This window comes from uncultured Desulfovibrio sp. (assembly GCF_944327235.1).
GTDB lineage: Bacteria > Desulfobacterota > Desulfovibrionia > Desulfovibrionales > Desulfovibrionaceae > Desulfovibrio.
This window is the reverse complement of the sequence record NZ_CALVHE010000069.1, coordinates 1-13,539: the sequence shown is the minus strand read 5'-3', so window position 1 is coordinate 13,539 and position 13,539 is coordinate 1. Positions and strand designations below refer to the sequence as shown.

The following is a 13,539-nucleotide window of genomic DNA, read 5'->3' as shown; positions in this document are numbered from 1 at the left end:
AGAGTAGACATGGTAACCTCCGTCTCCATACCTACTCTTTTTTGAAGCGTATGGAAATAATGAGTCCTGACCCTAAGCCGTGCTCGTTGCGACGGAGGAAGCCACGGGCATCGACAGTAGAGCGAGGGCTTCCCCCCAATAAACTTATCTTTCATTGACCGCCTGCGGCCGCCTGCCGGCGCGTATCTCAGCGTCCGCCGCCGTCCTTTGCGGACTTGCGGCCGGGACGGAAGGGCCAGGGCGTGCGGGCCTCGCCGTCAGGGGCGGGACGCCGCCGGACATCTGAGCGCCTTCTGTTCCCCTCGTCCGGGGATGCTGCGCGTGCGTTGCCGCGTCCGGCGTCAGGCCGTCCGAAATGCGGCATGAGGATGCGGTGCTGGCGCAGGCGGTCGGCATCGCTGCGGGCCACATAGAGCGGCTCGCCGCTTTCGTCGCACCCGGCGTAGAACATGGCCGTGGCCAGACTGCCCGGCGTGGGGATGAAACATTGCGTCTGCTGCGGGCTCCAGTGACGGCGTGCCAGCCACTGGGCCAGCTCGCGCATGTCTTCGTCCGTACAGCCGGGGAAACCGCTCATGAGGTAAGGGATGACGTATTGTTCCCGGCCCAGACGGCGACTCTGACGCACGAAGCTTTGCAAAAACGCCTCAAAGACCTCGAGCGGCGGCTTGCGCATACGTTCCAGCACACGCGGCACGCAATGCTCCGGAGCCACCTTGAGCTGTCCGCCGGTGAATTCGCCGGTATAGGCGGCCAGCGCGTCAGGCTCGCGCAGGGCGAGGTCCGCCCGCACGCCGCTGGCCACGCGCACCTGCCGTATGCCGGGCAGGCGCTGCACGGCCCGCAGCAGCTCCACATGGCGCATCTGCGGGGTGATGAAAGAGCGGCAGACCGTGGGGAAGCAACAGCTTGCGCGACGGCAGCGCGGGCTGCGCCCATCGGCAAGGCGTTCGCTGTCCAGCGCGCAATGGCCCTGCCACATGTTGGCCGTGGGCCCGCCCACGTCGGAGATGGCCAGACCGCCACGGCGCGAGTTGCTGTTTTGTGCAAGCTCCGCCGCCTCGGCAAGGATGGAGTCCTGTGAGCGGGAAGAGATGCGCCGCCCCTGATGCAGAGCCAGCGAACAGAAGGAGCACCCCCCGCCGCAGCCCCGGTGACTGGTGATGCTGGTACGCAGCATCTCCTCGGCCGGGACAGGCTCGGCATAGGCGGGATGGGCCTTGCGGGTAAAGGGCAGGCTGTAGAGGGCGTCCATCTCCTCCGTGCTCAGGGGAGCGGCCGGACGGGCCAGCACCACGGCCCGGGAGCCGCCCACCGGCTCGAAGGCCCAGCGGTCGAGGCCATGTACCTGCTGTTCCAGCAGGCGCGTCTGTCGCAGGAGCTGGGCAGGTTCCTCCTTGAGCTGCTCATGCGAGGGCAGGAGGATGCCCGCACTGCCCGCCAGCTCCAGCGGCAGGTTGGCGGGCTGCCCCTCCGCATCCAGGCTGTCCATCCAGACCGAGCCGTCGATGCCGCGGATGTCCTTGCCCTGCTGCAGGCGACGGGCGCATTCCAGCACGGAGCGCTCTCCCATGCCGTAGAGCAGCAGATCCGCCTTGGCGTCCATGAGGATGGAGCGCCGCAGGCTGTCCGTCCAGAAGTCGTAATGACTGACGCGACGCAGGGAGGCCTCGATGCCGCCCAGGATGACCGGCAGACCGGGGAAAGCCTGCCGCGCCAGATTGGCGTAGACGATACAAGCCCGGTTGGGGCGGGCTCCGGCCCGCCCGCCGGGCGTGTAGGCGTCATCATGACGTTTTTTGCGAAAGGCCGTGTAGTGGGCCAGCAGGGAATCCAGCGCACCGGCGCTGATGCCGACGAACAGGCGCGGCCTGCCCATGACCAGCAGATCGTCCGCATTCTCCCAGCGGGGCTGACAGACCAGCCCGGCCCGGAAGCCGTGGGCCACCAGCCAACGACCCAGCAGCACGCTGCCCATGGCGTAGTGGTCCACATAGGCGTCTCCGCTGACGAGGAGCACATCCAGCTCATCCCAGCCCAGCGCGTCCATCTCCTTCCGGCTCATGGGCAGGAATTCCGGCTGCGGCGCGCCGAAGGGCGTACGCTTCGCCACGACGGTCCCGGTCGGGACCTCGGGCGCAGCGGCAAGATCGACGCCGGGACAGGCAGCCCGGCGGCCGGGCTGGGGAAAAGGGACGTTACGCGGCATGGACAGGCACCCTTATCCGACTATTTGGCAGGCGGCATGACCAGCGGCACGTCTTCGCCCGCGGGCGCGGCGGGCGCGGCCTCTTTCTGGGCGGGAGCGGGCATACCCGCGCGGCCCTTGGCGTGGTCCACCGCAAAACCGTACCATTCCTTTTCGCTGATGCTGCCGTCCTTGTCCGTGTCGATGGCGGCAAAAGCGGCTTTCTGCATATTGGGGTAGACGGCGAAGAATTCTTTTTCGCTGACCTTGCCGTCCTTGTCCGTATCCACCTTGGCGAATTTCTCCGCAGCCGCGCCGTGACCGGATTCCATGCCCGGCATGGCAAGAGCGGCGGAGGGGAACGAGAACGCAAGAGCGCACAGGGCGGCGCAGGCGGTCATAGCAAGGGGGAAGTGTTTCATGCTGAACTCCAGTCCGGGACACGGCCCGGTCGATGGGGGGATGAAGAACAAGGATCAGTCGGTCAGGGACGCAATGAAGACTTGCATATCGTCCGGTTGACCGGGCTTGTGATCCTCGGGATAAAGCAGGGCGGACATGTAGAAGAGCGAACCCAGACGCAAGGCATTGTTGGCGCTGGCCGAAAAGGCACGCAGGCGATGGTGCAGGCGTTCGCGTTCCTGCGCGTCCATGTCCGCGGGCAGAGCGGCCAGCAGCGGGGCGACATCTTCACGGATGGCGGCCAGCAGACCGGCCTTTTCACGCATACCTTCGGCATGACCGGGCAGGTCGCCCTTCTCCAGACAGGCCAAGGCCCGACTCTCGGCCGCCATGACGGCGGCGTGGCGCTGTTCGAGCCATTCCCGGAGCGCGGCGCGGGGGGTAGCTGACATGAGAGGTCCCTCCATAAGAAAGGAAGGGACGCAGGCCGAAAGGAGGTCGAGTCCCGGCCGTGCGCCCCTTCCGCAGTGCAGGTACCGCCTCCGGCGGGAGGCGGAAAGGCGTTAATCCCAGTGACGCTTGTCCTCGATGGGTCGGATCTGCGGCGGCAGGCTGCCGGGCGCAAGGATCTTCAGTTCGGGACGCAGCTTGATCTTCTCGCGGAACTGGTGCAGCAGCTCTTCCTCGCGCTTGAAGCCGCTGGTCTCGATGAAGAGCGTCATCTCGTCGATGCCGCCGGGGTTGGTGACTTCGATCTGCCAGCGCTTCACTTCTTCGAAGCGGCTCATGACCTGTTCCACCTGATGCGGGTAGACGAACATGCCCATGATGCGGGCCGTGGTGTCCACGCGGCCCACGATGCTGCCCAGACGCGGGCTCGTGCGGCCGCAGGCGCAGGGGCTGCGGTCGATGTAGGACAGGTCCCCCGTAGCCAGACGAATGAGCGGATAGGTCTTGTTGAAGGCCGTCACCACGATCTCGCCCACTTCGCCGTCCTTGAGCGGGATGCCCGTATCAGGATGGCAGATCTCCACATAACAGCGGTTGGCGATGTGCAGGCCGGTCTTGTGGAAGCACTCGTAGCCGATACAGCCCACGTCCGCCGTGCCGTAGCCCTGACGCATGATGAGGTCGTATTTCTTTTCCATCTGGGAGCGCATCTTTTCGGAAAGTCGCTCGCCGGTGACGAAGGCCACTTCGAGGAAAAGATCCTTGCGCAGGTTGAGGCCCTTCTCCTCGGCCTTCTGGGCAAGGTGCATGAGGAAGCTCGGCGTGCCCACATAACCGCAAACACGCAACTTCTGCATGACATCCAGCTGGGTGGTGGCGTCCGACGGCCCGGCGGGGATGACCGCACAGCCCAGATTGCGCAGCGGTTCCTCGAACATGAGACCGGCGGGCGTCAGCTGGTAATTGAAGGTGTTCTGTACGGCGTCACCGGGCCGGAAGCCCACGGAATAAAAGGCTTCGGTATAGCCCCAGTAGTCCTCGGCGCGGTCTTCCGGGTCGAAGATGGGACCGGGAGAAAGGAAGATGCGCTTCAGGTCCCCGATGTCCTTGGTGAGCAGACCGCCCAGACGCGGCCCCATGGACTGGAGGAAGATGAGCTCTTTTTTCTTGAGGATGGGGATATGTTTGATGTCGGAGAGGGTCTTGAACTTCTCCACATTGAATTGCGCGCGGTCAAAGCGCTTCTTGACGTCCTCCGAATAGCGGTAGGCGTAGGAAAGCAGTTCCTTGAGCTGAATCAGGCAGTACTGGCGGCGCTCGCTTTCGTCGAGCACTTCGCGGCGGCTGTAAATGCCTTCGGTGCGGTCTTTGCGGGTCATGGCTTCACCTTGTCAAGGTTTTTGGAGAGTGCACTGTGTTAGCCAATTGCCATGGATTTTGCAAGAACTTTTTTTAAAATTCAATTATTTCAATGTATTATTTGACATTTTCAACAGATGCCGCCTCCGCCCGCAAGGCGCGGCGACGCAGGATGCGGCGCTTGAGAGCGTCATAGACCGGCTCGCCGCCCAGGCGCGAGGCCACCAGCGAAGCCGTGAGGGCCGTCAGCAGGACAGCGGGAGCGGAAAAAGGACAGCGGGCCATCTCCACCACCAGCGCCGCGCCGGTGAGCGGCGCGCGTACCGTGGCGGCGAACATGCCCCCCATGCCCAGCACCAGCAGCAGGGGGATCTGGTCGGCGTGCAGCCAGCCCTGATCCAGGAGCGGAGCGGCCACGCAGGCCCCCAGCAGGCTCCCGGCCAGCAGCATGGGCATGAGCAGCCCACCGGCCACGCCGGAAGCAAAGCTCAGACCGGAATAGGCGATCTTGCCCAGCAGCAGGAACAACAGGAAACCCAGCCCGTTGCCCAGCAATACGGGGGACGCGAGATCCAGCGTCTCTATGCCCACGCCGCCCACGAGCCTGGGCGCAACCGCCAGCAGCAGGGCGCTCACGCCAAAGGGGAAGGCCGAGCGCAGCCACGGCGGCAGACCGCTCAGCGAGTCCTGCCAAAGGGTAAGATGCATGATGACGGCATTGTAGAGAAGCCCCACCAGGCCGCACAACACGCCCATGACCAGCGCAAGCCCGTATTGCGGCAACTCCGCATCCTTCCAGACCGCAAAGGGAAAGACCGGCCCGAAATCGAAGAAGAGGAAGAGCGCGATCCAGGCCCCGAAGGCCGACAGGGCCGCGAAGCAGAGCAGGGGCAGTCCCAGCGGGCTGCGCATCTCCTCGAAGGCGAAGAGCATACCCGCTACAGGCGCGCCGAAAGCCGCCGTGAGCCCGGCCACGCTGCCGCCGACGAGGAAACGGGAGTACTGTTCCTCCGGGCTGTGCCAGAGCCGTCCGACGCCCGCCCCCACACAGGCCCCCATCTGGATGCACGGGCCTTCGCGGCCCACGGAAAGACCGGCGCTCAAGGCCGCCAGCGTGGCCACGAACTTGCACCAGAGCACTCGCCGCCAGCGCATGGGCGGCAGGAGCCCGGCCGCCATGAGTTCCACCTGCGGGATGCCGCTGCCGCTGATGAGCGGTTCATGCCGCAACAGGAGGTGGGCAAGCGTCGCCAGCAGGGCCAGCCCCCCAAGGATGTAGCCCCAGGCCCACGGGGAGTCCGCGGCGTAAAGTTGCAGCCAGTAAGAAGCATACAGGCGGAAGCTGTCGTACGACTGGCGGAAGAGACCGATGATGCCTCCGGCGATGAGGCCCGTCAGCAGGGCCTGCCCGCAGAGACGCCAGGCCCCGAGGCGTTGGAGTTGCTGCGCTTCCTTGAGAAAGAGGGGCAGCGGATGGCGATGATCCATGCACGGTTCCCGTCGCTGAAATAGCCCGGCGGCAGCCCTGCGGGAAGCTTCCGGGCGGAGAGAGTATGCCGCCTGAGCGGGGAGAATTCAAGCGCCGGGGAAAAAGATGAAAAAAAGACTTGCCAAACGTGCCGTCTTGGCGTACAAGCATTCCTGTCACGACGGTTCGCCGTCAGGGCCGAGGTAGCTCAGTTGGTAGAGCAGGGGACTGAAAATCCCCGTGTCGGCAGTTCAATTCTGTCCCTCGGCACCACGAGGAAGGTAAGGACCCATGCAAAGCATGGGTCCTTTTTTCTTGCCATGTGCCCCGTATGACACGGATACACAGCAAACGAACGGACACCTCCTCGCCGCACCCGCCCGCCTCTGTCCGCCCCAGCCTATCCTTGTCCGCAAACCGGACAGCAAAAATACTCCCCGCAAGTGTCCTGCCCGTAAGGCCTGTTAACACTATTTGCTGTTTGTTTTTTTTGGGGGGGAAGGGCCCCACGCTCTGCTGTCGATGCCCGTAGCTTCCTGCGTCGCAACGGGCACGGCCCTGCGGGCCGCCTTTCGGTCGCGCTCTGCTGTCGATGCCCGTAGCTTCCTGCGTCGCAACGGGCACGGCCCTGCGGGCCCCGTCGGGTCAGGAGATTACCCTTCCCCCATCCCTTCTCCAGCACGCTTTTACCAGAAAAAGGGTCAGGGGGCGCAAGTCGACCCCGCCCAAAGACAAATGGGGCGTGAATGGCTTATTTGCCGTATCTATGAAACTACTTGTAAAATTTACGCAAACAAACCCTACCGCGTGAGCCCGTCCTGTGCGCCGTCCTTCTGGCGGCTCCTGAGCAGTTGGATGAGATCCACGAACGACATCCCGGCCGTCTCCTGATGCCATTGCACGTTTTCCAGCAAGGCGGCAGCCTTCCGCCGGGCTTGGCTTTGCTGCTCCGGCGTCATCTGCTGTTCAAGTGCGGCTTTCAGGCTTTCCACTTTGTCTGTCGGCGTCTCTCCATCGCGGAGGTCCATATGCAATCGCAGGAATGCGTATGCCTGAACGATATCCTTGTCCGCGCCGAGACCTTCGGCATAGCGTACAGCCGTTTCCAGCGCCGCCCCGACATGTCCCATCTCCGCCGCTTCCCTGAACCAGAAGGTAGCTTCGCTTTGCGCCTGGCTGGTAAGTCCTTCCCGACTGTAGGACATACCCAGATGATACTTGGCCAGGATATGGCCGCCCCTCGCGGCCTTGTCGTAATACTCCAAGGCCTTGACCTTATCCTGTGGCACGCCGTCGCCTGTCTCGTACATGCGCGCCAGCAGGAATGCGGCTTCCACCCTTCCTTCCGCCGCCTTGGCGAACCATTCGGCAGCCTGCGCCTTGTCCTGCGGCACGCCGTCACCCTGGGCATACATCATGCCCAGCTGCAGCTGGGCCTTGACATCGCCCTGGCTGGCCGCCTTGCGGTACCAGTGCGCCGCTTCAACCTTGTCCTGAGGGATGCCGTCGCCTTCGGCAAGCATTTGCGCCAGTCGAGTCAGAACCACAGGATGTCCCTTTTCCGCCGCCTTGCGGTACCATTCGACTGCCCGCGCCTTATCCAGCGGCACGCCGTTGCCCGTATCGCACAGACGCGCCAGCAGACAGGCAGCGGTGACATCGCCATTTTCCGCCGCCTTGCGGAACCATTCGGCAGCCTGCGCCATATCCCGCGGCACACTGTTCCCCAGCATGTGCATGATGCCCAGATACCGCTGCGCTTCGGCATTGCCCATCTCCGCCGCACGGGAGAATTCGACGAACGCCTTGGACATGTCCTGCATGACGCATTCTCCGCCAACGAACGGGATCCCCTCATAATGCAGTTTCCCGTCCGCCAAGAGTTCCGCCGCCGACTTTTCGGGCGGGAGGTTCGACGCCGGTGAGTCTCCCCTGGGCGGCTCGTTTGGCTCTCCGCCCTGCGATACACTGTTCTCTTTGCCCGGATATCGTTGTGCTTCGGCATCGTCCTGTCGGGATATCGGAGAGGTTCCCTTGGCTGGGGCGTAAGATTCCTCGAGGTGTCCGGAGGAGAACATCCCGCTGAACACCGAACAGTTGGTCAGACTCACGGGAATGGCGGCAAGAAGGAATACTGCCAGCAGACCTACGCGGAAACGTTCGTCATGCACGATGGCCGGATGCCCGGCAGGCGTGGCTCTCCATCTTGTGAGCAAGGAACGGATGTTCATGAGGATGCTCCGGTCGATCAGCAAGAAGAGCGTGTCATCGTATCGCCTTGAGAGGAGAGGCGTTGCCGAGCGGTCTGGACGGTACGCAAGACATTCTCCACATAGGGCACCCGGCGGCCATGTCCTTGTGAGGGAGCGGTCTCACATCCTTGCTCACAGATGTGGACAGCTTGCATCGCTCTGGGCATCCCGAGACAGCCGGGGACGTATGCCTCTTCCTGTTCGTGCCTGGCCGTTGCTTCTTCCATCCGTACCATTCCATGCGTTTTTCTCGCGTTCGGGCGGTCGTACCTTGCTTAGTGTGCCGCCGCGTTTTCCTCATGGGCCTTGCGGATATCTTCCCGCTGCAGGGCCATCCTGGCATCCTTATTCCCCAGTTCCGCCGCCTTGCTATACCAGCGGGCCGCCTCATGCAGGTCCTGCGGCACGCCGTTGCCTTCGGCATACAGCTGGCCCAAGACATACTGAGCGTCGGCATTTCCCTGCTCCGCCGCCCGCTGGAACCAGAATGCCGCCTGCTCCTGATCAGGATCGACGCCCTCGCCCCGGCTGTATACCTTGCCCAGACGATACGCTGCCGGAGGATAGTGGAGGTTCGCCGCCATATGGTACAAGGCAAGCGCTTTGGCCTTATTCTGTAGTACGCCGTTACCCGCATCCAGCAGGCAGGCCAGCAGGAACGACGCTTCGCCATCGCCCTTTTCCGACGCTTTGCTGTACAAGTTCGCTGCCAATCCCCTGTCCCGCTTCACGAGGTCGCTACCCTCGGCATACAGGAGACCCAGACGGCGCATGGCTTCGACATGTGAGTCCTTCGCCGCCCTGAGAAGCCAGTCCAGCGCCTTTTTCTTGTCCTGCGGCACGCCGTCGCCTTCATCGCACAGCGTGGCGAGCTGCCACTGCGCATGAACATTGCCCTTTATGGCGGCCTTGCGAAACCAGCGCGCCGCTTCGGCCTTGTCCTGCGGCACGCCCTTGCCTTCGAGGCTGGCGTATGCCCGGGCAAGCAGCTCCTCCTCAGGCAGCGTATCGGTCGCCATATCCTTTTCAAGCTCTTTCAAAACGTCCTGAGCATCGGTATTGCCCTGTCCGGCAAGCGCGCGCAGCCAGTTTACCGCCTCGGCCTTGTCCTGCGGGGTCCCCCCCTCCCCTTCGGCATACAGCGTGCCCAGAGCGATCTGGGCATCGACATGGCCCTGCGAGGCGGCCTTGCGCAGCCAGAAAAGCGCCTTCTCCATATCCCTGCGGGCGCCTTCGCCCCTGGAGAGCATGATCCCCACCTGATACTGGGCAGAAGCACTGCCCTTGTCGGCCGCATTGGAGAAGTGGAGAAATGCGATCTCCATGTTTTGGGGCCTCCCCAGTCCGGTATAGTAGGCAAAGCCCTTGGCGAGCGAGACCGTATCGCTGTCTTCAGGGCCGGGGCCGGGGCCGGGGCCTGCATGTATTGGGCCGCCCCTGTACGGGGGGGCGTGATGGTCGAGCTTCACCCAGGCCACAAGCAAAGCCAGGCCCATGCACGCGCATACGATACAGGTGCATACCAAGGTGATGAGGGCGTCCCTGCTTTCCTTCCTGGCGGCCGATCTCGTTTGGCTGACCGGCGCTTCCTTTGGGGACAGGGCGACCTGTTTCCGCTGCGGGGACGGGGCTTTCGGCTTGGCCTGAGGGGGCTTTTTTTTCTGCTTCACGCTGCGTTTTCTCATATCGTCATTCCGTCTGGTGAGGGGCGGTCAAGTCGGCCTTATCCGCCTTCCGGGTGCCGGTTCGCCCGGGCGCGGGACGCACGCCGAACCCGGCTCGTGCCCGGCCACGGCGTATCCCCCATGCGCGCCCGCCCGTGAGATCTTCTCGTCCGGAACGGCCGTACTCGGCCTAAGGCAATTCCACATTGAACATGTGGATCGCTCTGGTAGTCGTGAGAGCGACTACCAGCAACCGAACACACGGAAAAACCACGCTTTTTCCGTAGTGTGAGGGCTGCGTCAGCAGGGAAATTGGACACAATTTCAATGCGAATCCGCTCTATGGCGCCTTGCCGCCTTCCTCAAGGGCCTTACGGATATCTTCCCGCTGCAGCGCCGTTCTGGCGTTTTCATTCCCCCGTTTCGCCGCCTTGCCGTACCATTCCGCGGCCTTCACCTTGTTTTGCGGTATGCCGTCGCCCGTGTCGTACAGAAGGCCCAGACGCCACTGAGCTTCGGCATTGTCCTGCGCAGCGGCCTTGCTGAACCATTCGTACACCTGCTTCTTGTCAAAGGGAGCGGCGCTGCGGTCGGCATAAAGAGCGCCCAGAGCGAATTGCGCCTCGGCATTGCCCTGTTCCGCCGCCCTGCAGAGCCAGAAGGCCGCCAGATGCTTGTCCCGCGGGACGTCCTTGCCCTCGGCATATGCCTGCCCCAGAGCAAGCTGCCCGGCGGCATCCTCCGGGCCGGGGATGCGCTTCCTCGCCTGCTCGAACAGGAATGCCGCTACGTCCTGATCCGACTCAACGCCTTCGCCCCGGCTGTAGAGCCTGCTCAACCGATACGCGGCCAGCGGACACCCGTGCCCCGCTTTATGGTACAGGGCAAGCGCCTCCTTCTTGTTCTGCGGCACGATGTCGCCCGCCTCCATCATGGAGGCCAGCAGGAACATGGCTTCACTGTTTCCTCTTTCGGCCGCCTTGCTGTACAGTTCGGCAGCGAGCGTCCTGCTCTGCGGCAACAGGCTGCAGCCCTGTTCGGTCAGTCGGCCCAGAAGGAGCAGGGCCTTGGCATCGAACTCCTTCCCTGCCAAAAGGAGCCACTCGAGGGCCTTTTCCTTGTCCTGCGGCACGCCGTCGCCCGTGTCGTACTTGCGCCACAGGGTCAGCATGGCCTTGCTGTCGCCCGCCTTCGCCGCCCAAATATACCAGAAGAGCGACATATCCTTGTCCCGCGGCAGACCGAAAGCGCCCTCCGCGTACGCTTCGGCGAGCTGGTAGCCGCCGCTGCGCGCGCTGGCGTCCGCAAGCCGGAGAAGTTCCTCACGCCGGGCATCCTGTTCCGCCTTGAGGCTCTCCTCAAGGGCCTTGCGGAGGTCATCCTGCCGCATGGCGCTCAGGGCCTTCTCATCTCCCCGTGCCGCAGCCTTCTGGAGCTGGCTGGCCGCCTTATGGATATCCCTGGGCAGACCGTCGCCGCGGTAATACATCATGCCCAGCGTATACGCGGCGGCGACGTTATTCCTGTCGGCGGCCTTGCGGAGCCAGTCGAGGGCCTTTTCCTTGTCCCGTGGCACGCCGTCGCCCGCATCGTACATGCGCCGCTTGACAGTGTAAGAAGTTTTACGCTACAAGCACGCCGTCGCCCGCATCGTACATGCGCCATAGGGCAAACATGGCGTCTCCGGCAACGCCGCCGTACGAGGACGCTAGCCAACCATACAACTTCAGCGCCCGCACCTTGTCCTGTGGCACGCCATTGCCCGTTTCATAGGCCCGGCCCAGACGGAACTCCGCTTCGTCATGACCCAGCTTCTCCGCCTGCTGGAGCCAGTAGAGGGCCTTTTCCTTATCCTGAGGCACGCCGTCGCCCGTATCGTACATGCGCCACAGGGCAAATGCGGCGTCGCCGTTGCCTCGTCCGACGAATCCGCTGCCGCTGCCCTGCGCCGCCTTACGATACCATTCGAAGGCCTGCCCCTTGTCCTGCACTACGCCGTCGCCCGTTTCATAGGCGCGGCCCAGGATGAACTTGGCCTTTTGGCTCTCCATCGAAAAAGAACTGCTCTTTTCCACAGCCTTGCGGTACCAGAAGAGCGCCTTTTCCCGGTTCTGGGGCACGCCTTCGCCCTTGTCATACCATTTGGCAAGAAGGAACTGCGCCTCGACATTGCCCAGCTCGGCAGCCTTGCGGTAGTAGCCGACCGCCTGAACGCTCTCGACGCTGTCCCCGATGTCGAGCTTCTTGCCCTTGGCAAGCAGTTCCGCCGCGCTGCGCCGCTCATCCGGCGAATCCTGGATGCGCTCCGCGGCGGCCTTGCGCCCATCCCTGTAGAAGATGAGATGGTCGAATTTTCCCGACCTGACGGCATGGAAGATCAAGATCGGGCACAGACACATGATGCAAAGAAGTATCCGGCAGATGATGGGGCCCGCACCTTGTTTCCCGACGGGCCTTGCCGGCTGCGTGCCGTTTTTTTTCTTGGAGCAGGCCGGGTCTTCCGCCTTACCAGAGATCTTTTCCTGTGTCACGCTGTGTCTCCTCATCTCGTCGTTTCGTCCGGCCCCTACGGCAGCTTTCCCTCGCTCCGCAGGAGTATGCGCAGCTCCACCTGCGCGTCGTGATGCCCCTGTTCCGCCGCCATGCGGTACCAGCGGATGGCTTCGGCCGTGTCGGGCGGTTCGCTGGCGTCCGCATACATGCGGCCCAGGATATACTGCGCCTCCACAAACCCCTGTTCCGCCGTCTTGCGGAGCCAGCCGGCCGCTTCGGCCATGTTCTGCGCCATGTCGCTGTTTCCGGAATACAGGATGTCCGAATACAGCCGGGTATCGTCGCGATCTCTTGTTTTCACAAACTCTCGAAGCCAGTTGATCGCCCTGCTTTTGTCTTTCGGCTCTCCCTGAGCGGAAAAGTACACGAGTCCTTCGTAGCCGATCCCGTGTTCGACCGCACTGCGGAGCCAATCCAGCGCCGTTTTCGTATCCTGCGGCACGCCGTCGCCCGCGGCATACATGACGCCAAGCTGCCACTGCGCCCTGTTGTTCCACTCCGCCGCCTCGCGGAGCCAGGCGGCCGCTTCGGCCTTGTCCTGCGGCACGCCGTCGCCTGCGGCATACATATTGCCGAGCCGCCACTGCGCCCTGACGATCCCCTGTTCCGCCGCCTTGCGGAACCAGGCGGCCGCTTCGGCCCTGTCCTGCGGCACCCCCTCGCCCGTGTCCAGCATATTGCCCAGATGCCACTGGGCCTCGGCATGTCCCTGTTCCGCCGCCTTGCGGAACCAGCGGGCCGCCTCGGCCCTGTCCCGCAGCAGCCCCTCGCTCCCGGAATGGATGAAGCCCAGGCAGTACTGCGCGACGGCATTCCCCTGTTCCCCCAGCTTGCGGAGCCAGCCGGCCGCTTCGGCCGCTTCCTTCTCCACCCTGCGGACATCAAAATACGCGGGGCCCAGGACCGCCCCACGCTCGACCGCCGTAACGCACCAGTCCAGCGCCTTTTCCGTGTCCTTTGACAGACCTTCGCCCGAGGCATACATATTGCTGAGCCGCCACTGCGCCTCGACGCTCCCGGATTTCGCCATGCTGTAGAACCAGCGGGCCGCTTCGGTCTTGTCCTGCGGCACGCCGTCGCCTGCGGCATACATATTGCCGAGCCGCCACTGCGCCCTGACGTTCTTCTGTTCCGCCGCCTTGCGGTACCAGCAGGCCGCTTCGGCCTTGTCCTGCGGCACGCCGTCGCCTTTGGCATACATGC

The 13,539-nt window shown here is 63.6% G+C and carries 11 protein-coding genes and 1 tRNA gene; 2 read left to right on the top strand and 10 right to left on the bottom strand.

Translation table 11 applies throughout. From position 1 onward, the window contains the following. Positions 1–187: 187 nt before the first annotated feature. The 5 genes from Q0K00_RS09295 to Q0K00_RS09275 all read right to left on the bottom strand — a co-directional run bounded on the left by Q0K00_RS09295 (position 188) and on the right by Q0K00_RS09275 (position 5,887). Entirely contained in the window at positions 188–2,065 is a 1,878-nt protein-coding gene (locus tag Q0K00_RS09295) for a YgiQ family radical SAM protein (RefSeq protein ID WP_297228843.1), read from the bottom strand. A gap of 164 nt (positions 2,066–2,229) precedes the next feature. Then, on the bottom strand, positions 2,230–2,610 hold the full coding sequence (locus Q0K00_RS09290; RefSeq protein WP_297228841.1) for an EF-hand domain-containing protein: 381 nt from the start codon (positions 2,608–2,610) through the stop codon (positions 2,230–2,232). 54 nt (positions 2,611–2,664) lie between these two features. Then, complete coding sequence (locus Q0K00_RS09285; protein WP_297228840.1) at positions 2,665–3,042, bottom strand: hypothetical protein; 378 nt, start codon at positions 3,040–3,042, stop codon at positions 2,665–2,667. A 111-nt stretch (positions 3,043–3,153) separates the two neighbouring features. After that, positions 3,154–4,419, bottom strand: coding sequence for an AMP-binding protein (locus Q0K00_RS09280; RefSeq protein ID WP_296304413.1), 1,266 nt, complete (start codon positions 4,417–4,419; stop codon positions 3,154–3,156). 97 nt (positions 4,420–4,516) lie between these two features. Further along, positions 4,517–5,887: a ClC family H(+)/Cl(-) exchange transporter gene (locus tag Q0K00_RS09275; RefSeq protein WP_297228838.1), complete on the bottom strand. Its 1,371-nt coding sequence runs from the start codon at positions 5,885–5,887 to the stop codon at positions 4,517–4,519. 177 nt (positions 5,888–6,064) lie between these two features. Here Q0K00_RS09275 and Q0K00_RS09270 point away from each other — a divergent pair. Beyond that, positions 6,065–6,140 (top strand) — tRNA-Phe (locus tag Q0K00_RS09270). A gap of 527 nt (positions 6,141–6,667) precedes the next feature. Here Q0K00_RS09270 and Q0K00_RS09265 read toward each other — a convergent pair. Together Q0K00_RS09265 and Q0K00_RS09260 are read right to left on the bottom strand one after the other, a co-directional pair. Then, positions 6,668–8,098 (bottom strand): tetratricopeptide repeat protein, encoded by a 1,431-nt coding sequence (locus Q0K00_RS09265; RefSeq protein WP_297228836.1) that lies wholly within the window; start codon positions 8,096–8,098, stop codon positions 6,668–6,670. Positions 8,099–8,394: 296 nt separating this feature from the next. After that, positions 8,395–9,615 carry a tetratricopeptide repeat protein gene (locus Q0K00_RS09260; protein ID WP_366937622.1) on the bottom strand — a complete coding sequence of 407 codons (1,221 nt, stop codon included), beginning with the start codon at positions 9,613–9,615 and terminating at the stop codon, positions 8,395–8,397. Between Q0K00_RS09260 and Q0K00_RS09255 the strand changes: the two genes are divergently transcribed. Then, positions 9,614–9,766 (top strand): hypothetical protein, encoded by a 153-nt coding sequence (locus Q0K00_RS09255; RefSeq protein ID WP_297228832.1) that lies wholly within the window; start codon positions 9,614–9,616, stop codon positions 9,764–9,766. The genes Q0K00_RS09260 and Q0K00_RS09255 overlap by 2 nt on opposite strands. A gap of 357 nt (positions 9,767–10,123) precedes the next feature. Here the strand turns inward: Q0K00_RS09255 and Q0K00_RS09250 are convergent, their stop codons facing one another. The 3 genes from Q0K00_RS09250 to Q0K00_RS09240 form a co-directional block, all read right to left on the bottom strand. Continuing rightward, positions 10,124–11,380 carry a tetratricopeptide repeat protein gene (locus Q0K00_RS09250; protein WP_297228831.1) on the bottom strand — a complete coding sequence of 419 codons (1,257 nt, stop codon included), beginning with the start codon at positions 11,378–11,380 and terminating at the stop codon, positions 10,124–10,126. A 25-nt stretch (positions 11,381–11,405) separates the two neighbouring features. Then, positions 11,406–12,182 (bottom strand): tetratricopeptide repeat protein, encoded by a 777-nt coding sequence (locus Q0K00_RS09245; RefSeq protein WP_297228829.1) that lies wholly within the window; start codon positions 12,180–12,182, stop codon positions 11,406–11,408. Between the two features lie 167 nt (positions 12,183–12,349). After that, positions 12,350–13,539 (bottom strand): SEL1-like repeat protein (locus Q0K00_RS09240; protein ID WP_297228827.1); only part of this gene is annotated, 1,190 nt, incomplete at its 5' end.